Origin of the sequence: Plantactinospora mayteni (genome assembly GCF_016862935.1) — a bacterium.
In the GTDB taxonomy this organism is placed as follows: domain Bacteria; phylum Actinomycetota; class Actinomycetes; order Mycobacteriales; family Micromonosporaceae; genus Plantactinospora; species Plantactinospora mayteni.
Window position 1 is genome coordinate 15,851 of the sequence record NZ_BONX01000007.1, and the last position, 18,612, is coordinate 34,462.

Sequence of the window (18,612 nt, forward strand, 5' to 3'; positions counted from 1 at the left end):
GAGGCTGTGCCCTTCCCGGCCGCGCTCGGCAGGCACATCCCGAGCGGTGTACCCGCCGATCAGCCGTCGCCAATACCGCCTGTCCAGCGGGCCATCGCTGATCACTCCTCGGACCGTGTCGCGCGGTCGGCGCTCGCACCGTTGTGAAGCGGAACGGGCGCCGTCGCTGGCGACGACCGGCAGTGTCCTCCGCCGCTCTCAGGACAACCCGCTGCGCGGTAGGCGCCCGGGCTGCTGCGGCCGGTGGCTGGTCGGGATGCGGTCCTCCGCCGGCCTTGACAACCGGGGCGGATGGAGCGGCGATGCCAGCCGCCGCACCACAACGGCGGCACGCCTATCACCTGTCCGGGGAGCGATCATGACCGTCACGCCCGACCCCACCCCGTTGCCCACCGTGGCCGACCGCGCCGACGCCGTCGCCACCGACCTGCGCCGATTGGCAACCAGCGACGGCGCACCCTCGACCCGCGATCTGATCGACCTCGCCGCAGCCACCGCCGCGATCACCGTGACCCTGCTGGAGACGGCACTCCCGTCGGTGGACCACGACGAGCCCGGCACCGGTGAGGCGTTCGAGCGCGCCGCCGAGTTGGGCGACGACGCCCGCCGGCACCTGGTCACCGCGTTCCACCTCGTTGCGGGCGTGCACGGCATCGTCAGCGTCCGCCCATCGACGACCTGACCGCCCGAGTCAGGTTTCCCCGCCCTGCCCGCCCGCGCCGCGGGCGCCCTTCGCGGAGGCGGGGTCAATCCCTATCCCTGTGCGCCTCGCCGCTGTCGTGCGGCGAGGCGCCTGTTCGTGAAGGAGCAACCAACCCATGGCCACATCGCACCACGCCACCTCCGCCTACCGGCGGCCTCGACCGGGGTACGCGTCATGAGCTACGCCACGGCCACGTCAGTGAGCCTGTCCGGTATCACCGGCCGTCTCGTGCCGGTTCAGGCCGCACCCGCCACCGGCCAGCCCGGCGGCGTCGTCATCCTCGGCCCGGACGGGCGCAGCATGGAAGAGGCCCGCGACCGGGTCCGCGCCGGCATCGCCAACGCTGGCCTTTCCCTTCCCGGGCATAGGGTGACCGTCACCCTGCCGCCGTCCGACGACCCGGCACCAGGCTCCGGCACCGATCTGGCCATGGCGGCGGTCATCCTGTCCACCGCCGGGCTGTTCCCACCGAGCGTGCTGGACGCGGCGGCGGTCATCGGCGAGATCGGCCTCGACGGCACCGTCCGCCCGGTGCGGGGCGTGCTGCCGATGGTGACCGCTGCCGCCGACCTTGGCATGCGCACGGTCGTCGTCCCGGCGGCCAACGCCGACGAGGCCCGCCTCGTGTCCGGCGTCACCGTCGTCGCTGTCGCGTCCCTGCAGCAGTTCGCCAGGTGGGCCAGCACCGGCGCGCACCCGCCGACGCCGACGTCTGCCACCGACCAGCGGCTCGGCAACGGTGACGGGTACGTCGGCGATCTGGTCCACGTGCCCGCCGCGATGACGAAGGCCCGCCGGGCATTGGAGGTGGCTGCGGCCGGCGGTCACCACCTCGGCCTAGTCGGGCCGCCCGGAGCCGGCAAGACGCTGATCGCGCAATCCCTGCCCTCGCTGCTGCCGGACCTCGACGACGCCGCCGCGTTGGAGGTGGCCGCGCTCCGCTCGGCCGCCGGGGTGACCCCGCCCGGTGGAGGGCTGATGCGCAGGCCACCGTTTCGGGCGCCGCACCACACCGCCAGCCTTCCCGCGCTGCTCGGCGGCGGACCACGCGACTCGTACCCGGGGGCGGTCAGCCTGGCCCACCACGGCGTGCTCTACCTGGACGATGCCCCGGAGTTCGGCAACCGGGCACTGGCGGCGCTGCGCCACCCGCTCGATATCGGTCAGGTCATGCTCGCCGGAGCCCGCCGCGCCGTGACCTACCCGGCCCGGTTCCAGCTCGTCCTCGCCGCACAGCCCTGCCCGTGCGCCCGCCCGAACGGCGTCGACTTGTGCACTTCGTGTTCGGACCTGGACCGACGCCGCTACCTGGCCCGGATGGCGGACCTGTGGCGGCGTACCGACATCCGCCTGCGCCTCGATGTGATGAACCCGACCGACGCGGCGGTCGGCGATTCCTCCGCCGTGGTCGCCGCACGGGTCGCCTCCGCCCGCGAGCACGCCGCAGACCGATGGGCCGCGCTCGGCTACCGCGTCAACGCCGAGATCCCCGGCGAGATCCTGCGCACCGGCGTGTGCGCGCTGCCCACCTGCGACATCAACCCGCTGCTGCACCTGCGGCATGTGGGCACCGTCTCCGACGACGGCCATGACCGCATCCTGCGCATCGCCTGGACGCTCTGCGACCTGCGCGGCGCGGACCGTCCCGACCTCGACGACGTCACCGCCGCCATCGACCTGCACATCGACCGGCAGCCCTGACGGCCGACTCCAACCACCCGCGCGCCGCGGGAAACCGCCGTGCGTCTTCGCCGCCCGCCCGGACGGCGAAGACGCCCATCGCACGAAAGGACGCTGACCCTTCCATGACCAGGCCACCGAAAGCCATCCCACCTTGCCTCATCTGCCGGCAAGCCCCCGGGCACGGCGAGCTGTGTCCGTCTGACGACGACGAAGCTACCTACTACCTGCAACATCCCCTTCCGGACGGCCACCGCGACTGGACCCCCGCCGGCATCCGCTACACCGGCACCCCCGCGCGCCGCACGGCGGTCCGCGCGGTCATGGCCACCACCTGCTGGGTCCGGATGCACGGCAAGCCGAACCTGCCGATGTCACCCGGGCTGCTGATCAACCAGATCCTCGCCACGTTCGGCAGCTCCGCGTCCAAGACCGCCCGGATCGGCTACACCAGCGACTTCCTGACCACCCTGGACTGCCGCTGCGATCCGTGGCGCTGCATCCACGACCACGACGCCCCCAACGGCGTTGCCCCGGACTGGCTCACCCACCCCAGGCTGGACCCGGACCTCGTGGTCTACGTGCCGCTGGTCGCGGTCGAGATCCGCTGGGCCGACCTGTGGCAGACCTACTGGTTCGCCGACGCGGGCGGCGGCGCGGTGAGCCTGGCCATCGACTCGATCCCTGAGATCAGTCCGCCCGGCATCACGGTGGCGTGTCACCGCCGCTGGTGTGACCTGTGTCCGGGAAGCAGCAAGCCCGGCGCTCGCGCCAAGGCTCCCACGCCATGTCCGTGTTCCTGCCACGCGGGGACGCCGTCGTGACTGAGGCGCGGGTGATGCGGATCGCCACCGGCGAGACCCGACAGATCACGACGTGGTTCGTGGGCGGCTGGTTCAACTGCCCGTGGTGCGGGGCGGCGAACCCGCCCGAGGCGCAGCACTGTGACAACCCGGCGTGCTGGGCGTCGAAGCACGCCACCGCCGAACACGTCCGCGCCGAGCAGGACCGCCGAGCCCGTGAGGCCGCCGAGCGTGAGCAGCGGCTGCGAGCCGCCGAGGCGCAGGCCGCGGGGCAGCAGCGCTACCAGGAGCAGCGGGCGGCGCTGTGGGCCGAGCGGGTCGCCACGGCCACCGAGCGGGGCGCCTGTCTGACCTGCCTGCGCCGCTCGCGGTGGGAGACCGAACCGCGGTACCGGCGGCACCGGCGCACGGACTTCCACACCGCGAAGGCGTGAGCCGTGGCAGCCCGTGCGGGCGCCTGCCAGTCCCGGGCACCTCCACCCACACCTGCGTTGCACCGACGATTCCTACCACGACAAAGGAGACCATCGAATGCCACTCATCGAGGTGCGTGACCAGGCGTAGGGTGCCCAACGACGCCGACGAGTGGCACGCCACCCACTTCGACGGCGCTGGTCACCGCGACTACCACCGGTGGACGTTGGAGCGTGGCGCCGGCCGCATGTACCGATTCTGATCCGCACTGGTGCCGGGCATTCCCCGCGTGGGGGTGCCCGGCACCATCGAGTGCGGCCTTCCGGCCGCGCAGCCGGCCCTTTCGTGTTTCTGGCGAAATCATCCCAGCCCAGCCGTCGCTGACGGGTGCTTCACACGGGTGGGATGACCGTGACGCCCGGCCAGCGCTGTTGGGGTTGGTGGCGGGCGAGCCTGGCGAGTGACTGTTGGACGCTGACGCGTCGGGGGTTGCGCCGCCATACGTTGAGGAGATCAGCCAGGCCAAGTGGGGCGCAGATCCCGATGTCGCTGTCTTCGTGCAGGAGGACCGCGACAGCGGTGGCGGTTTCGGGCCAGGTTGCCACCGCGTCCGCGATCGAGGTCAGCGGCTCGACCGGACCACCGCCGAACTTGCTCGGATACCAGGTGTGGACCGCCGCCTGGTTGCGTGCCCCCCCCACGGCACCTGCGGGCACCGTCGATGCAGCCGCCCTGTGATCCGATCGTCGTTGGCTCGGTTGAGATCATGCGGGTCGAAGAAGGCGACATCGACGTCACGGACCCGCTCGGGCGAGAACCCTGACCCGTACCGTTCGCCCCAGACCAAGCGGCGAAGGACCTCGGCATTGGGGTTGGCCGTGCGCGGGGTGGCCAGGAGGGCGTCGGCGGCGGCGAGGCTGACACTTCCGCCGCGTAGGGCGACGACCTTCGGCGCCGCGCTCAGGCCGGCCGTCGCGCGCCGGTGGTGATGTACCGGATAACGTGCCGGACGTCGCGGTGGGCCGCGTATATCTCGACGACGCCGCGGATCGCGCCGCGCAGGCCCTCACGCACGGCCGGGCCCTGCCCCGGCTCGGGCAGCTCGTTGGCCCAGATCCCGAAGCCGGACTTGGCGTCGAAGTGGTCGCCGCTGCGCTGCGCCCCGCTGATCGAGACGTTTGTGAAGATGGTGTCGGTGACCGCGTCTCCGGTTGGCTGCCGGTGTACACCCCGAGGCGGCACGGTACCCAAACAACATGCCGATCATGAACGTCGCCGAAGTGTTACCGAAAGAAGCTAACGAACTGTCCTCTGCCAATGAAGGTGAGGTAGGCCAAGCCGCTGACCTGCGGTGCCTCATCTTCGATGGCGAAGTGTGGCGACATTCTTGCCATCAGAGTTGAGGCATGTTCGTTGCGCCGTGGCGGACTACTCCTCGAAGGAGGCTGACGCGGTCAAGCGATCGACGAAGGTGCGGAAGTCCGGTGCGAGCACCAGCTCATGGCCCATCTCGTTGTCGATCCAGGCAACCGGTGGCTGTCCGGCTGGTCCGCAGTCTCGGTAGTCGAGGGCGAGCCAGTAGTGTCCTTCGCCGCTGAGCAGGACCACTGGTGACGGAAGCTCCCACTCTTGAACCAGGTATGGCGTGTCGAGCAGCGTGATCGTCTCAGCTTGCCCGGCGGGTCCGATCCCGTGGAGGTGATTGAAGGGAACGTGATCTTCTGCGTAGAAGTTCGCCTCGGCGGGGCAGGCGTCCCAGGCGTCGGCGATGATGCCGCCATTCTGGATCCGAAGCAGGTGGATGAGGTCGGGCGGCAAGGTGACACCGAGTTGCGCTTCTGCGTCGACGATCAGTTCGTCCGTTAACGGCGGCAGGCGGAGATGCTCGATCTCCGGGTGCCAGAAACTGACCGCGACTTGGTCGAACGATGCCATGCTGATCATGGTGTCATGCCTGCCGTATCGATATCTCCGCCAGCGGGTAGGAGGTCGGCGGCCGTCGTTCGGGCGGGTCGGCCGGCCCAGGCGCGGATTACCTCTGCGGCGAGCCAGTGGCCTCGGGACTCGGCGTCTTCTAAGGGCGTGGCGCCGGTGGGGTCGCGGCGTTGTGGATCCGCGCCCCGAGCGAGCAGGAGAGAGGTCATGTCGGCGTGGGCGTGTTCTGCCGCCCGGCGCTCACGGCTGGCCGAATGCCTGCCTGACGACGACGTACGGCGTTCCATAGAGTCGGAAGCCGACCTTTGCGAGTGACCATTGTGACATCAGTCCACCCTCGGCCTCGCACGCCTTGACCAGGTGGTTGACGAGTTCCTCGTCGTCGAGAGGGTCGGGGATCTCGCAGACGACGGCCAGCCTCTCCGGGGAACGGACCGTCAGCTGCCACGTCTCGCCGGTCTTGGCCGGCGCCTGCACCTGTGCGGAGTGGAAGTGGTACTCGGGTCCACCACCGACCTCGAATGTCCGCCCGATCGGATCCAGGTCGACACCGAGGTAGACGGCCATGTGGGCCAGCTGCCACAGGTGCCGGGAGACCTCGGCGGCGCGTTTCGGGCCGAGAGCAATCTGGGCCTTACGCAGGGCTTGCACGTCATCGCTGTGCACTGCCAGCCCGGGGCCGATAAGGCCGAGCGGCCTCGGGTCGGGCCCGGAGCCGCGAAACACGCGGTCGGCGGGACGGCCGGCGTGGAGGTTGAGCAACGATCGGACTTCTTCACCAAGTTCTTCACTGACCCCGGCCGCAGCCCGTTCCGGCAGCAGGTCCAAGACACCGTTGATGCCGCCGAGCTCGTAGGTGAGGACGGCGGTGATGTAGCTGTACCACAGGCTGTGGAAGAACCCGCCAGTCAGCTGCTGCCCCGCCGCGTCGTCGAGGAACACGCGCAGGTGCAGGTCAGGGAACTTCTCGTGGGCCTGGCGCGGGTTGCCGGTCGGCTCGGTCGTCCTAACGACTGGTTCGGCGGCGCACGCGGAGATTCGATTGAGCCGGGCGACGAGGTCGGTGGCTAGACCAAAGTCGGTGACTGTGGTGACCGTGACGGTCGCCGGATACCCGTTCGGGGTGAGGAAGGTGGCCAGGACCGGGAACCGGAAGCGCTGGTCGCAGTTGACCGAGTACAAGGTCATCAGGCGCCGAGGTCCTTTCGCCAGTCGAGCCCGATGCCGCATCGTACGGCAACAGACCGGCACTCGGCCCGCCGAGGTTCTAATTGCACGTCCAACAGACCAGGTTCACTGACAAAACCGCGCGTCGGACATCCTTTGTTGGCACGGACACAGTTCACTGGCAAAGGACAGTCGCGGAGCTTGTGGAAGGCGGCACGGCCGGCGGAGCCTGCCGTGTACTGGGTTGCCATCGGTCTTTGCCAGTCATGACCGGGTGAGCTCAGAGGACGCCCGCGACGACCACGATCAGAAGCGACCCGGCGATCAGGTAGGTGCCCAGAGGAACCGGTGACGGCGCCGTGCCGGTCATCCGGCGGATGGGAATGGTGGCGGCGGCCAGGCTGTGTCCGAGTACGGCCGCGACGGCGATGAGGCGCCAGTCCAGCCAGCCGACGCCGATGCCGATTGGGACGGCCACGGCCACGTCGCCCAGGCCGAGGCCGCCGCGTGTGGCGGCGTGGATGAGGGCGTAGAAGCCGGCCAGGCACGCGGCACCGACGATCGCGCTCCACCAGGCCGAGGCGGACGCGGTGACGGGCGTCAGCAGCAGGACCGTGCCGGCGGTTGTTGCGAGGGTGAGCCGGTGCGGCAGGCGCAGCACGGCGGCATCGATGAGGGCCAGCACGAGCAGGCCGAGGCTCCACCAGGTGTAGGCGGCCAGCTCCCAGCCACGCGTACCGCTGGCGGCCAGCAGCCCGAACGCCACGACTGCGACGAGTTCGACGGCGTACGGTGGAGCGCCGACTCGCGCCTGGCAGGTGCGGCACTGGCCCGACGGCGTGCACGCGGCGGGCCACAACGCGGTGGCGCAGACCGGGCACCCGGTCCGCCACGGCTGGTCTGCGGGAACGCTGTGGTGGGCGATCAGCCAGCGCAGCAGCGGCGTGACGGCGAGGGCGTAGGCGAGCTGGTGCGGCCGGTGCCGGATGGCGGTCGGGGTGCTCACCGCTGCTCCAGGCTGGTGCGCAGCTTGGAGGCCAAGTCGGTGGTGGCCTCGGCGGGTTCGGTGTCCAGGTCCGCGAGGGCCTTGGTCAACGCGCGCAGCAGGGCGCGGATGCCGTCGGGGTCGCGTAGGGCGTGGCGGGCGTGCATGGCTTTGCGGTACAGCTCCTCGTTGTAGCGGTCCAAACCGATCGCCTTGTCGAGCAGGTCGGACGCGGCCTGCGGGTCGGATTCGAGCAGGTCGTCGGCGAGCAGCAGGTGGGCTTCGGTGCCCCATTGGCGGGCCTTCTCTCGGTGCGGGTCGACCCATTCGTAGTCGCAGCCTTCGGCGAGCGGCGCGGTGTACAGGTCGCAGGCTTCGCGTAGCAGGTCGGTGCGGGCCGGGGCGGAGGCGAGTTGGGCGCGGGTGAGCAGGTCCCGCAGCTGCCACAGGTCGACCTGCACGGTGGTGGGGTCGAGCCGGTAGCGGGCGGAGGCGCCGCGTTTGAGGACGTACCCGCCGGTGATCGGTCCACCCGCGCGGCCGAAGACGTGGCGCAGGTTGGAGGCGTTGGTGTGCACCAGTTGCTTGGCCTGGCGGCGCCGCACGTCGGGCACCAGGTGTTCGGCGATGGTCTCGGTGTCCGCGCCGTCGGGGTGGCAGGCGAGGTAGACGGCCAGTTCGGCGGCCCGACTGCGTAGGTCCCGTCCCGGCAGGGTGATGTCCTTCACCTCCGGGGTGCCCAGCACCCGCAGGCGCACCTTGACGCGCGGCGTGCCGTCCACGGCAGGCGGTGGGGCGTCGAGCGGATGCGCCGCCGGTGCCGTTTCGCCTGCCGGCCCGGTCGTGGTGGGTGGAACCGTGGCGGGCTCGTTGGCTGGGGCGGTGGGCCGCGGCGGGGCGGGCGGCCGGAGGACCGGGTTGGGTGGTTCGCCGGTGTGGGCCTCGCGCAGGGTGGTCAGGATCGCCACGGCCTCGGCGGTGTCGAGCACGGCGACGCGTTCGCCGATCGCCTCGACCGCCGGCCCGTCGGCGACGCTGGTGTGCCCGCCGCTGCTGACGGTGATGGTGGACCCGTGCGGCCATTCGCCGAGCAGCAGCGCGGAGACGTCCAGGCCCTTGCCGAGGCCGAAGCTGACCCGGGCGCGCATCCGCGCTCCGGCGGGTGGGGTTTCGCAGATCAGCAGCACCGGTGGAAGGGCTTCTTCGTCGGGGGCGCGTTCGCGCAGCGCGTCGAGGTCGGTGAGGCTGTGTTCGTCCAGGACCCGGGCGCGGTGCAGCAGTCGGGCGTCCAGCAGGGACAGGGCGTGGTCGATGTCGTCGGCGATGTGCAGGCGCGGCCAGGGGCCGAGGGCGGCGGCGTCGGCGCCGATCAGCGTGGTCAGGGTGGTGCCGTCGATGACGACTTCGCCGCGCCGGTCCGGTTCGCGGGGGCCGCCGGAGGCCAGGGTGGCGATGAGGGCGGCGCGGGCGGCGGCGTGGGCGCCGTCGCCGACGAGCCCGACTCCGTCGGGCGGCAGCAGGGGCAGGGCGGGCCCGGCGGCGGCGCGTTCGGCCGGGTCGCTCGGGGTGGGCAGATCGGGGTTGCGGGTGACCTGGCGGTGCAGTTCGGCGACGGGTGGGGGCAGCTCGGGCGGTTCGTCGTCTTCGTTGACTTTGCCGGGAATGAAGCGGCGGCGGCGTTGCAACCACACCATGGCGGCGGCGGCGACGATCGCGGCGGCCAGGGTCCACGGGACGAAGCTGCCGCCGGGCAGGCGGACGCCGTCCTCGTCGGCGGACGGGCGGTCGTCCTGCGCGTCGTCGGCCGGGCTCGCCGTCGTGGTGGGGGTCGCCGTTGTCGGTGAGGCCGGGGCGGACTGGCGCGGCGTGGCCGGCGCCGAGCTGGTGGCCGGCGTCGGGGCGGCACCCGGCGCGGCGGTCGTGGCCGAGGGGGTGGCGGACGGCGTGGTCGACGGGGGTTCGACCACGCCGTCCGGGTCCTGGGTGGGTGCCGTGCTGCTGGCCGACGGTGCCGGGGTCGGCTCCTGGGTGGGGGCGGGGTCCGGGTTCGGCTCGGCGGTCGGCGGCGGTGAGGTGAGGGCTGGCGCCGCGTTCGCGGGAGGTTTCGCGTCGGCGGGTAGCCGCAGGTCCCAGCCAGGGTAGATGAGGTTGCAGTCGCGCAGCGTGCCGCCGACTTTCGGGAAGTGGCGGTGCCAGTTCAGCTCGCAGATCTCCGGCCAGCGGTTGGCGTCGCCGAGCCACTCCTTGGAAATCTTGGACAGGGTGTCGCGGCGTTCGACGACGTAGCTGTACGTCTCGTCCCCGACGTGGATGGTGGCCGGGCCTTGCTGCACCAGCACCGGTGGGGTGGCCTTCACGACCTGGACAGCCGGAGGGCGGGCCTGGGCGGGGGCGGGACTCGCGGCGGCTGGGGCGCCACTGAACAGGGTGCCCAGCGTCAGCGCCGTGATCAAGGTGGCGGCGGCCAGCCGGAGCGGGTTCGCGGTGCGGCGGGTGGTGGCCCGGGTGGGCAGGCCGCGCCAGGCGGCGCGGGCCTCGGTGGCGATGGCGTGCAGGAACGCCGCCCACAGCAGCCAGGCGGCTACCGCGAGGGCGTCGAGGATGACCGCGTCGGTGACCGGCGTGGTGATCCACCCGGCGAGTTGGTCACCTGTCGGAATCCGGGACGGAAGCGGCCAGCCGATGAACGCGACGAGGGCGGCGGGCAGCCCGGCGACGGCCGCCGCCAGCAGCACGGCGGCGACGGCGCGGACGGCGAGGCGGCGGACGGTGCCGAGCATCGAGACCCGCCTCCCTTCTACGGTTCCACGGCGGTGGCGGTCGCCTGCGCGGCGATCGGGATGGAGGTGATGCCGACCATTTGCAGCAGTTGCGTTTGCCGGTCGGTGGTGACCGTGACGGTGACGGTGTTGCCGGCCACGGTGACGGTGCCGGACAGTCCGGCGTTGGCCACCCACTGCTCGGCGGTGTTCTGGGCTTTGACCGGGTCGAGTCGGATCACGCCGGTCTCCCGCAGGTACAGCACGTCGAGTTCCCGGGCGCCGGCACGGGCCGATGACTGCGCGATGGACACGGCGTCGACCTTCGTGGCGATGGCGAGGCCGGCGTCGAGGACGAGCGCGGCGAACGCCAGCCCGGCCAGGCTGGTGATGACGGTGTAGCCGGACACCGATCCGGCATCCTTCGTGGCGATGGCGAGGCCGGCGTCGAGGACGAGCGCGGCGAACGCCAGCCCGGCCAGGCTGGTGATGACGGTGTAGCCGGACACCGATCCGGCATCACGGTCGCGCCGGTTGCTCCACTGTGGCTGCCTCATGTGTCCGCCTTGTAGGTGGCGATGGGTTCGGTCGCGGTGCCGTGCACGGTCTTGCTGGCGCCGACTGGTAGGCCGAGGTCGGACATTGGCACCACGCAGGTCACCGTCACGGAGACCTGCCCACCGCGATCGTGCTGCGCCGTGTTCGTGCTGGTAGTGCAGGTCCATGCGCTTCCGGCGGTGGTAGCGGTGACCGCGTCTTTCGCGGCCGTGACGGCGCCGGCCGGCGTGGGCGCGTCGGCCGCCGCTCGGGCCGCTGCCGCCGCTGCCGACTCGACGTCTATGACGGCAGAGGCTGCCCGGCCGCAGAAGATGAGGAACACCGCGACCAGGATCATGAACGGTGTGGCGAGCACGACCATCTCCGCCGACACCGATCCTCGGTCCGACACCGTCCCGCTGGCGCGCTTGGGAGTCATGGCATTCCCGGTACCTTCTCGCGGGGAGCGGTCACGCTGACCGTGATCGGCAGTGACAGTCCGGGCACCACGGCGGCGGCGTTGCCGGTCACCGTCACCGTGGAGGTGGTCGCGGTATTGTTCGCGGTCACGCTGCGGTTGACCAGGATCGACCCGGCCGTCTGGTCGAGGATGGCGTTGGTGTCGTCGACACCCGCGCTGGCGGTGGACCCGTACGCGCGGGCGGTCTGCACGCCCTGGTTCGCGGCAGCCTGCGCGACGTGGGTGGCGTGTGCCCAGAACGCGAACTGCACGATGAGCAGCAACAGCAGACCGAGCAGCGGCATCGCGAGGGTCACCTCGACAGTGGCCGCGCCCCGGTCACTGCTGCTGCGCTTGCCGGGTCTGGTCATCCGCCGGGTGCCGGTGCCGGGGCGTCAAGGTCGATGTCGTTGGCCTTGTTGGTCACGGCTGTTGCCAGGATGGCGAGCACCGCGATGGCGAGCACGACCAGCAGCGACGCCACGAGGATGGTCTCGGTGGAGTATCCGTCGTCGCGGTAGCTGCGCACCAGTCGCTGCCTCGCGGTGCGGATGTGAGTGAGCAGGTAGTTCAGAGCCAGGTACGTCATGGTGTGACGCCTCCTTCAAACATGATCTAGAGCGCTTCCAGAACCGTGGCGAACGCGGGATAGCCGATGAAGATGAGGAACCCGCCGAGCAGCCCGACCACCGGCAGCACCATGCGTTCGGTGGCCGAGGTGGCGGCGGATTCGGCCTCGGCGAGCTGGTGCGCGGACAGCGCGGCCGACCGGGCGGTCAGGGTCGCTTTGATGCGGGCGCCTTCACTGCCCGCGAGGGACAGCGCGGCGGCCAGTTCGGCCAGGGTGGACACGCCGGTGGTGTCGCCGAGCGAGCCGATGGTCTGCCACGGCGGGACGCGGGTCAGGTGCGCCGCCTCGACCGCCTGCCGCAGGGCGCGTTGCGCCCAGTCGGTGGGCTCGTCGGTGGCGTCGCGTAGGGCTTGGTCGACTCCGGCGCCGCCGGCCAGAGAGATGACGACCATGTCGAGCATGCTGGCAGTGGCGTCGCGCAGTTCCTTGCGCCGCTTGGCCGCCTCGGAGGCCAGCGCGAGGTCGGGGACGAACAGGCCGAGCGCGGCGCCGACCAAGGCGGCCCACAGCGGGGTCTGCCAGCCGATGGTGATCCCACTGAGGTACAGGATGCCCGCCAGCGCCGGCACGGCGAGGAAGCCGCACAACGCCATGGCTGCCTGCTCGGCGAGGTGGCGGGCCGGGTCGCGTCCACAGATGGCCAGATCACCGATGGTCACCGTACGCGGAAGGCCGGCGCGGGCCAGCAGCTGCACCGCCGGATTGCCCAGGCCGGCGATCCAGCCGCCGGGCTCGGGCGGCAGCAGCAGCGGCATCGGAGTCACGGTCGGCGCGGGCGGGTGCAACGCCGCGAACGCCTGCGCCAGGGTCAAGCGGGCCGGCAGCAGCCAGCCGACCAGCAACGCGAAACCGGCACCGAACCCGGCACCGAGCAGCAGCGGCCCGGTCATGACGGCCTCCTCGGTGTGTCGACCCCGACGCGGGCTAGCCGCGAGATACCCACGAACCCGGCGGCGAAGATCAGCCCGACCACGACCAGGACGAGCTGCCCCATCAGGTCGTCGTACGGGGCGAGGAACTTGCGGTTGAACAACGTCAGCCCGGCGGCCATCGCGAGGGTGAAGATGACGATGATGCGGGCGTTGGTGCGAATCCGCGCGTGGCCAGGGGCGATACGCAGCCGCAGGTTGGCCCGCTCACGTGCCCGGCGGGCCATCTCCGACAGCAGCTCGGCCAGTTGCCTCGACTGGCGTTGGCTGGCCTGCAACAGCGCCCGCACGACCAGGCGTCCGGTCGGGTCGTCCATCCGCTCCCGCAGCTCGGTCAGCGCCACCGGCAGGCGGGTGCCCAGCCGCAGCGAGGCGGCCAAGTCGGCGATGTCGTCGTGGATGGCCGGTGGGGCGAATGGGGCGGTGACGAGGATGGTCTGCTCGAGCCCGGCCGCGGTGGACAGGTTGTCACGCAGCATTTCCGCCCACGCCGCGACCGCCTCGGTGCGGGCCAGGGCCTGCTTCTGGTGCCGGTCCGAGCCGAGCGCGGTCGGCAGGGCGTAGGCGGCGATGCCGGCCAGCAGAGCCCCGACCGGCCACCGGGTCCACAACCCGACGGCCGCCGCGATGAGCACCGCGATGGCGGCCCGGATCAGCATCTCCCTCGTGAGTACCGGGGGGCGCAGCACGGTGGGCTGCACGGCCCGCCTGCGGAGGCCCGCGACGACACCGAACACGCTGAGGGCGAACCCTGCGCCGAGCAGCGCGACGACAGCGACCATGCCCGTCACCACCCGATCCGTTCGATGGTGGCCGCGCGCAGCCCGGCGGCCTCCAGCCGGTCAAGGGTTTCAGCGCGCAGCGGGGTGTTCGGCACCGCGCGGCGGTCCGGGCCGGGCCGCCACACCTCGTTGGAGGCGACATCGCGGCCGTCGAACCCGACGACCTCGCGGACGCTGGACACCACGCGCTTGCGGTCCGGTGTCCAGTCCAGGTGCACGACCAGGTGCACAGACTCGGCGATGAGCATCGCCGACGCCTCGAACGTGAGCCGTTCCGGGGCCTGGACCGCGTACATCATCAGCCGGGTGAACGCCTGCCCCGACGAGGACGCGTGCACCGTGGCGAACGAGCCGTCGTTGCCCTGCGACATCGCCTTGAGCAGGTCGATCACCTCGTCGCCGCGCGCCTCACCGACCACCACCCGGTCCGGGCGCATCCGCAGCGCGGTGCGCACCAGCGCCGACATGCTGACCGCGCCGACGCCTTCCAGGTTCGCCCGCCGGGACTGGAACGCCAGCACGTTCGGGTGCACGTCGGGGTCGTACAGCTCCAGCTCGTACGCGTCCTCGATGGTGATTAGCCGCTCCGTCACCGGGATGGCGCGGGCGGCGGCGCGGGCGAAGGTGGTCTTGCCGGTGTTGGTGCCCCCGGCGAAGATCGTGTTCAGGTGGGCGCGCATCGCGGCCTGGATCACCTCGGCCATGCCCGCCGAGAGCATGCCGCGGCCCACCAGGTCGTTGAGATTCGCCTCGATCATCGTGGCGCGACGGATCGACAGCGACGGCCGCGCCGACACCGACATCACCGCGCACAGCCGCGACCCGTCGCGCAGCCGCAGGTCCAGCACCGGGTTGTTGCGGTCGAAGGTGCGTTCCTGGCCGGTGCCCTTCTCGTCGTCGCCGATCGCGGCCTCCGAGGCGAACGCGCGGATCAGTTCCACCAGCTCGTCGTCGGACTCGGCGATCGGCGAGACCCGTTCGTAGCTGCCGTCGGTGCGGTGGACGAAGACGTTGTTGCAGCCGTTGGCCTCGATGTTCTCCACGTCCTTGTCGCCGAGCAGGCTCTCCAGCCCACCGGCGCCGGCGATGCGATCCACGATGGCCCGGCTGACACGGGCCTCGGCCTGCGCGGACAGCGGCGCATCGCCTCGGGCGACGGCCTGCTGGGCGTGGGCGTCGAGCACGTCGGCGGTGTACCGCTCGGCCAGGCGCCGCCGTTCGGCGATCGGCATCGGCCCGGTGCCGGCGTGCGCGGCCATTTGCCCGGCGACCAGGCCGCGTAGCTCGACGACGAGTTCAGCCTCGGTGGCCATCACGCCTCACCCCTTGCGCCTCGGTTGTTGCGGTTCACGGCCGGTGTGGGGACGGTGGGCGGCGTGGCGAGACTGGTGGCCAGGGCGCGGGCAGCGGCCGGCAATCCACGGCGGGTCCACACTTTGCTGAGCTGGCGCCGCCCGGCGACCACGTCGGCGGCCCGGTGGTCCCACGGCACCTCCGCCGCGACCTGCAGGCCGGTCCGTTCGGTGATTTCGGCGTGTGTGTAGCGGCTCCCGTCGACCAGCACCAGCCGGGTGGTCTCGGCGGGTAGGTCGGCGTCGGCGAGCCGGAGCAGCGACCCTTCATCACCGCGTGCGAGCACCAACACCGTGTCGGCCTGCTCGACGACGGCCGCGCTCGGCGCGCCGGGTTCCAGCCGCCCCACATCCGCGATCGTGGGCCGCTCCTTCGTCCACAGCGCAAGGTTCGCCTCCAAGAGCAGCCCCACCGCGACGGTGGCCAGATGCCGGCCCGCCGGGGCGAGCGCCACATCGGCCCCGCACGGCAGGCGGGTCAGATGCGCGTCGAGGGTGGCGCTGCCGGTGCGGCTCTGCGTGGCGAGGGTCGCCACTCCGGGGCTGTCCGGCAGCCAGTGCCAGGCACCGAGGTCCCCACCGGCGCAGTCTGCTTCGACGACGATCGGCGCGTCGTCACCGGGCCACACGGCCGCCAGCACCACGGCCAGGGTGGTCACCCCGGCCGACCCCTTCGTAGACGTGACCGCGATCAGCATGGCTCAGTCCTGCGCAACCGCGATCGACATGTCACCTGCGGCGCCGGCCACCCGGGCCGCGTCGGCCCGCGCCACGAGCAGCGACACCACGAAGGAGCCAGCGCCGTCGGTGGCCGCGACGCGTACCACGGTCGCCTTCACCGGATCGGGCGCCGCCGACGCCGAAGGCGCCGGCTGGGCCTCACCTTCCTTGGCCACTGGGATCACCAGCACCCGCACGCCTGGAGTCACCCCCGATGCGAGCCGACCGGCCTTCACCGGGATCGCCACCACCGCCTGCCCCGACGGCGGCCACGCCGCTGGTCCGAGCTGCGACTCGGTCAGCAGCGACCCCGCCGCGAGCGGCACCACAGCCGTCGCGCCGATCACCTGCGACGCCCCGGATGCCGGCACCAGCGCGACGCCGGCATCCGGTACGACCCGAACCACGCGAAGGTCAGCCACCGCGATCGTCTGCCCGGCCGCCACGGCACGCGTGACGGCGAGCACCTGAACCCGGGTGTCAGCGCGTACGTAGACCAACGCGAACGCCCCGGCGCAGACCACCATCGCGAGCAGGCTTACGATCAACAACCAGACCCGTCGCTTCGGTCGAAGCGACGGTGTCACCGCACGCGCGGTCGTCGGCTGGGCGCGCGACGGCACCACTCCTACGGTCATCGGCTTGCCCCCCGGTGAGCTGGAATCCCTTCCATGCGTACCGGATCAGCGAGGGCACGGTCTACGGACATTCGCTCGCGTACACCGACGTACGTGCGCCGCATATGTACACGCCTGCGAGCGGCAAATCATGAAATGTCTTCCTATGTCCTCGATCAAACGGCCACCCGAGTCAACACACAGACGGACAGACTCCGTTGTGAGACCAGGATGTATAGGAATATTTACTTCTTCGATGTGGCGCGGACGTGGCACTGTCGAGCCTTGGACTTCGCGGTACTGCTGCTGTCGGCGGGCGGGACCGCCATGGGTGAGACGGCCCAGCATTTGGTTGATGGCCGCCCACCGGATCATGGCCTCGGAGGTACGCGGGTCGCGCTCGTAATCGCGGGCCAGGCGGCGGTGCGCGGTCAGCCACGCCGATGGGTGGGCCGCGCAGCGAGGTGCCAGCCGTTGGGCTGGCCCTTTTCTGCGCGGCCTCCCGCCGAACCGGATGTGATGGTTTCCCGATCGTCCGGCTCTCCAGTGACTACGCAGGACACCCGGCACCGTTGCGGCGCTCTGCACTACGCGGCCGACCCCATCCACCACGGCCACCGGTAGGCAGATCGCGCCCTCACTAGACGACAGGACGCCACTCGAATCGGCGGACTTCTCCCATCCAGCCGCCGAACCGTACGTTCCTCGGCCTGAAAGCCCGAATGATGACCATGAACCCCATCCCCGACCCGACCACCATCCATCGTGCTGCGTTGACCGCCGAAGCCGCGTTCGGGTCTCGTTCGCCGATCAGCCGTTTCATCCATGATCACGAGGGAGAACGAACCGGCACTACTCGAACTCGACCGCATCTGCCGACTCCCCAGCACTTCAAGATCAACGGAGCCCGGTTGCCGAGCAGGCCGCCTAGGCGTCCAGACCGTGGTCGGCGTGGGACGTGACGGCCTGGGCTTCACAGGTGTCCGCCATCGAGCACCTCCACGACCAGGACCTTATGAACACACAGGCATGTCGGCACGTCAGCCCAGTTCACCGGGGGCGGATCCCCAGCGTGCGACCTGATTTGTACAACTGGTCCCGAATGATAGGCGGCCTACGCAGGCTCGCCGGCTCTTCGCCTAGAATACGAACAACGCTATGTTCGCCGCGCCGCCACTGCAGATCATAGGGGCACTTATGGATCTAATGACCTATGAGGTGATTTCGCCACGCGATAACCTCGCTCTACCAACTGCCGTCATTGATGAACTTGTCGACCTCGCCGTAGCCTGCAACTACATCGTCGACGCCATCCAGACTGCCAACCTCGGCGAAAGTAGGGCCCAGGGTCTAATCTATTCGGCAAATTCAGACCGCCGCAGCGCGAGACACACGCGGAAAGCTGCCAACGAACTGGCACTGTCCGCGTTGGACTACACGGAACATCTGATTCTTATTTACGCCCGACATGCAGCCACCTACGCGACGTCTACGGTTCGAGTTGCTGGAGCCATAGCAGCCGGCAGGCCGGCCCCAGAATCCATGGACACACCTATCGAACCCTCGCAAATCATCAAGGAGCCGCACACCTATGTCCCGCTGGTGTGTCTAGGGCAGGACCACGAAGTGCTAGCATCCACCCACGAGGCGGTCATGGGCGCGCTATCGCGGATGACAGCTGACACTGCAATGTTTTATGAAGGCGACCGCGAGCGGAGCATGTGGCGTCGCCCGACAGGGTCCGTAGAGGTTGATGCCGCTCTGCCCAGCGCTCTCCATGCTTACGCTGCAGCGCTCGCGTTTGCCGTCAGCAGCCATTTCGATTCAGCATAGCGGCGACCACCGCCACGCTACAGTAGTTGCTACTCCGTCCTTACGGGAGGCCATGGGATGTCTTCATCGATCGGCATCGCGAGGTCCTTCAGGGGCATTTTCAACGCCTCACACAGGATTCGCCGGTTCACCTCGTCCGGCTTTCGATGATCATTTTCCCATCTGGAGAGCATGGATCGAAGACACGCAATGCTGGCAGGCTCAAGTGCATACGCCTTGGCGACACGTGCCATCTCGTACGCGAGTCGATACTGGGTCCACCCTCGCTGTTTCCGGGCTCGCCGAATTACTGCGCCCGGCGTCAT

22 protein-coding genes are annotated in these 18,612 nt (G+C 70.5%); 6 read left to right on the top strand and 16 right to left on the bottom strand.

Translation table 11 applies throughout. The annotated features are described in order from the left end of the window. Positions 1-358 precede the first annotated feature (358 nt). The 5 genes from Pma05_RS05745 to Pma05_RS43395 all read left to right on the top strand — a co-directional run bounded on the left by Pma05_RS05745 (position 359) and on the right by Pma05_RS43395 (position 3,862). Positions 359-682: a hypothetical protein gene (locus tag Pma05_RS05745; RefSeq protein ID WP_203856247.1), complete on the top strand. Its 324-nt coding sequence runs from the start codon at positions 359-361 to the stop codon at positions 680-682. Between the two features lie 195 nt (positions 683-877). Continuing rightward, entirely contained in the window at positions 878-2,404 is a 1,527-nt protein-coding gene (locus tag Pma05_RS05750; RefSeq protein ID WP_203856248.1) for a YifB family Mg chelatase-like AAA ATPase, read from the top strand. A 104-nt stretch (positions 2,405-2,508) separates the two neighbouring features. After that, on the top strand, positions 2,509-3,207 hold the full coding sequence (locus Pma05_RS05755; protein WP_203856249.1) for a hypothetical protein: 699 nt from the start codon (positions 2,509-2,511) through the stop codon (positions 3,205-3,207). Beyond that, positions 3,204-3,620 carry a hypothetical protein gene (locus Pma05_RS05760; RefSeq protein ID WP_203856250.1) on the top strand — a complete coding sequence of 139 codons (417 nt, stop codon included), beginning with the start codon at positions 3,204-3,206 and terminating at the stop codon, positions 3,618-3,620. The genes Pma05_RS05755 and Pma05_RS05760 overlap by 4 nt, the downstream gene beginning before the upstream one ends. A gap of 116 nt (positions 3,621-3,736) precedes the next feature. Beyond that, complete coding sequence (locus Pma05_RS43395; protein ID WP_275414649.1) at positions 3,737-3,862, top strand: hypothetical protein; 126 nt, start codon at positions 3,737-3,739, stop codon at positions 3,860-3,862. Positions 3,863-3,992: 130 nt separating this feature from the next. Here Pma05_RS43395 and Pma05_RS05765 read toward each other — a convergent pair whose 3' ends face one another. The 16 genes from Pma05_RS05765 to Pma05_RS05840 form a co-directional block, all read right to left on the bottom strand. Then, positions 3,993-4,301: a nucleotidyltransferase family protein gene (locus tag Pma05_RS05765; protein WP_203856251.1), complete on the bottom strand. Its 309-nt coding sequence runs from the start codon at positions 4,299-4,301 to the stop codon at positions 3,993-3,995. Continuing rightward, complete coding sequence (locus tag Pma05_RS43920; protein ID WP_203856252.1) at positions 4,223-4,447, bottom strand: nucleotidyltransferase family protein; 225 nt, start codon at positions 4,445-4,447, stop codon at positions 4,223-4,225. Before Pma05_RS43920 ends, Pma05_RS05765 begins: the two co-directional genes overlap by 79 nt. 113 nt (positions 4,448-4,560) lie before the next feature. Beyond that, positions 4,561-4,851, bottom strand: a complete 291-nt coding sequence (locus Pma05_RS05775) for a hypothetical protein (RefSeq protein ID WP_203856253.1) — start codon at positions 4,849-4,851, stop codon at positions 4,561-4,563. A 177-nt stretch (positions 4,852-5,028) separates the two neighbouring features. Beyond that, complete coding sequence (locus Pma05_RS05780; protein WP_203856254.1) at positions 5,029-5,535, bottom strand: SMI1/KNR4 family protein; 507 nt, start codon at positions 5,533-5,535, stop codon at positions 5,029-5,031. A 240-nt stretch (positions 5,536-5,775) separates the two neighbouring features. Then, the gene (locus tag Pma05_RS05785) at positions 5,776-6,723 is read right to left on the bottom strand and encodes a hypothetical protein (RefSeq protein WP_203856255.1); all 948 of its coding nucleotides are present in this window, start codon (positions 6,721-6,723) and stop codon (positions 5,776-5,778) included. A gap of 259 nt (positions 6,724-6,982) precedes the next feature. Then, on the bottom strand, positions 6,983-7,708 hold the full coding sequence (locus tag Pma05_RS05790) for a prepilin peptidase (RefSeq protein WP_203856256.1): 726 nt from the start codon (positions 7,706-7,708) through the stop codon (positions 6,983-6,985). Beyond that, positions 7,705-10,467 carry a LysM peptidoglycan-binding domain-containing protein gene (locus Pma05_RS43400; protein ID WP_203856257.1) on the bottom strand — a complete coding sequence of 921 codons (2,763 nt, stop codon included), beginning with the start codon at positions 10,465-10,467 and terminating at the stop codon, positions 7,705-7,707. The genes Pma05_RS05790 and Pma05_RS43400 overlap by 4 nt, the downstream gene beginning before the upstream one ends. A 17-nt stretch (positions 10,468-10,484) precedes the next feature. Then, the gene (locus Pma05_RS05800; RefSeq protein WP_239311747.1) at positions 10,485-11,003 is read right to left on the bottom strand and encodes a pilus assembly protein TadG-related protein; all 519 of its coding nucleotides are present in this window, start codon (positions 11,001-11,003) and stop codon (positions 10,485-10,487) included. Beyond that, positions 11,000-11,365, bottom strand: a complete 366-nt coding sequence (locus tag Pma05_RS05805) for a hypothetical protein (protein WP_203856258.1) — start codon at positions 11,363-11,365, stop codon at positions 11,000-11,002. The genes Pma05_RS05800 and Pma05_RS05805 overlap by 4 nt, the downstream gene beginning before the upstream one ends. Before the next feature lie 53 nt (positions 11,366-11,418). Continuing rightward, on the bottom strand, positions 11,419-11,814 hold the full coding sequence (locus Pma05_RS05810) for a TadE family protein (protein ID WP_203856259.1): 396 nt from the start codon (positions 11,812-11,814) through the stop codon (positions 11,419-11,421). Next, positions 11,811-12,032: a hypothetical protein gene (locus Pma05_RS05815; protein WP_203856260.1), complete on the bottom strand. Its 222-nt coding sequence runs from the start codon at positions 12,030-12,032 to the stop codon at positions 11,811-11,813. The genes Pma05_RS05810 and Pma05_RS05815 overlap by 4 nt, the downstream gene beginning before the upstream one ends. A 26-nt stretch (positions 12,033-12,058) precedes the next feature. Then, positions 12,059-12,964, bottom strand: coding sequence for a type II secretion system F family protein (locus Pma05_RS05820; protein ID WP_203856261.1), 906 nt, complete (start codon positions 12,962-12,964; stop codon positions 12,059-12,061). After that, complete coding sequence (locus Pma05_RS05825; protein ID WP_203856262.1) at positions 12,961-13,785, bottom strand: type II secretion system F family protein; 825 nt, start codon at positions 13,783-13,785, stop codon at positions 12,961-12,963. The genes Pma05_RS05820 and Pma05_RS05825 overlap by 4 nt, the downstream gene beginning before the upstream one ends. Before the next feature lie 5 nt (positions 13,786-13,790). Continuing rightward, positions 13,791-15,098 carry a TadA family conjugal transfer-associated ATPase gene (locus Pma05_RS05830; RefSeq protein ID WP_203856263.1) on the bottom strand — a complete coding sequence of 436 codons (1,308 nt, stop codon included), beginning with the start codon at positions 15,096-15,098 and terminating at the stop codon, positions 13,791-13,793. Beyond that, positions 15,098-15,835, bottom strand: a complete 738-nt coding sequence (locus tag Pma05_RS05835) for a CpaE/TadZ family protein (protein ID WP_203856264.1) — start codon at positions 15,833-15,835, stop codon at positions 15,098-15,100. Before Pma05_RS05835 ends, Pma05_RS05830 begins: the two co-directional genes overlap by 1 nt. Positions 15,836-15,838: 3 nt before the next feature. After that, positions 15,839-16,408 carry an SAF domain-containing protein gene (locus Pma05_RS05840; RefSeq protein WP_203856265.1) on the bottom strand — a complete coding sequence of 190 codons (570 nt, stop codon included), beginning with the start codon at positions 16,406-16,408 and terminating at the stop codon, positions 15,839-15,841. Between the two features lie 1,224 nt (positions 16,409-17,632). Between Pma05_RS05840 and Pma05_RS05845 the strand changes: the two genes are divergently transcribed. Further along, positions 17,633-18,307, top strand: coding sequence for a hypothetical protein (locus Pma05_RS05845; protein WP_203856266.1), 675 nt, complete (start codon positions 17,633-17,635; stop codon positions 18,305-18,307). The last annotated feature ends 305 nt before the right edge of the window (positions 18,308-18,612 follow it).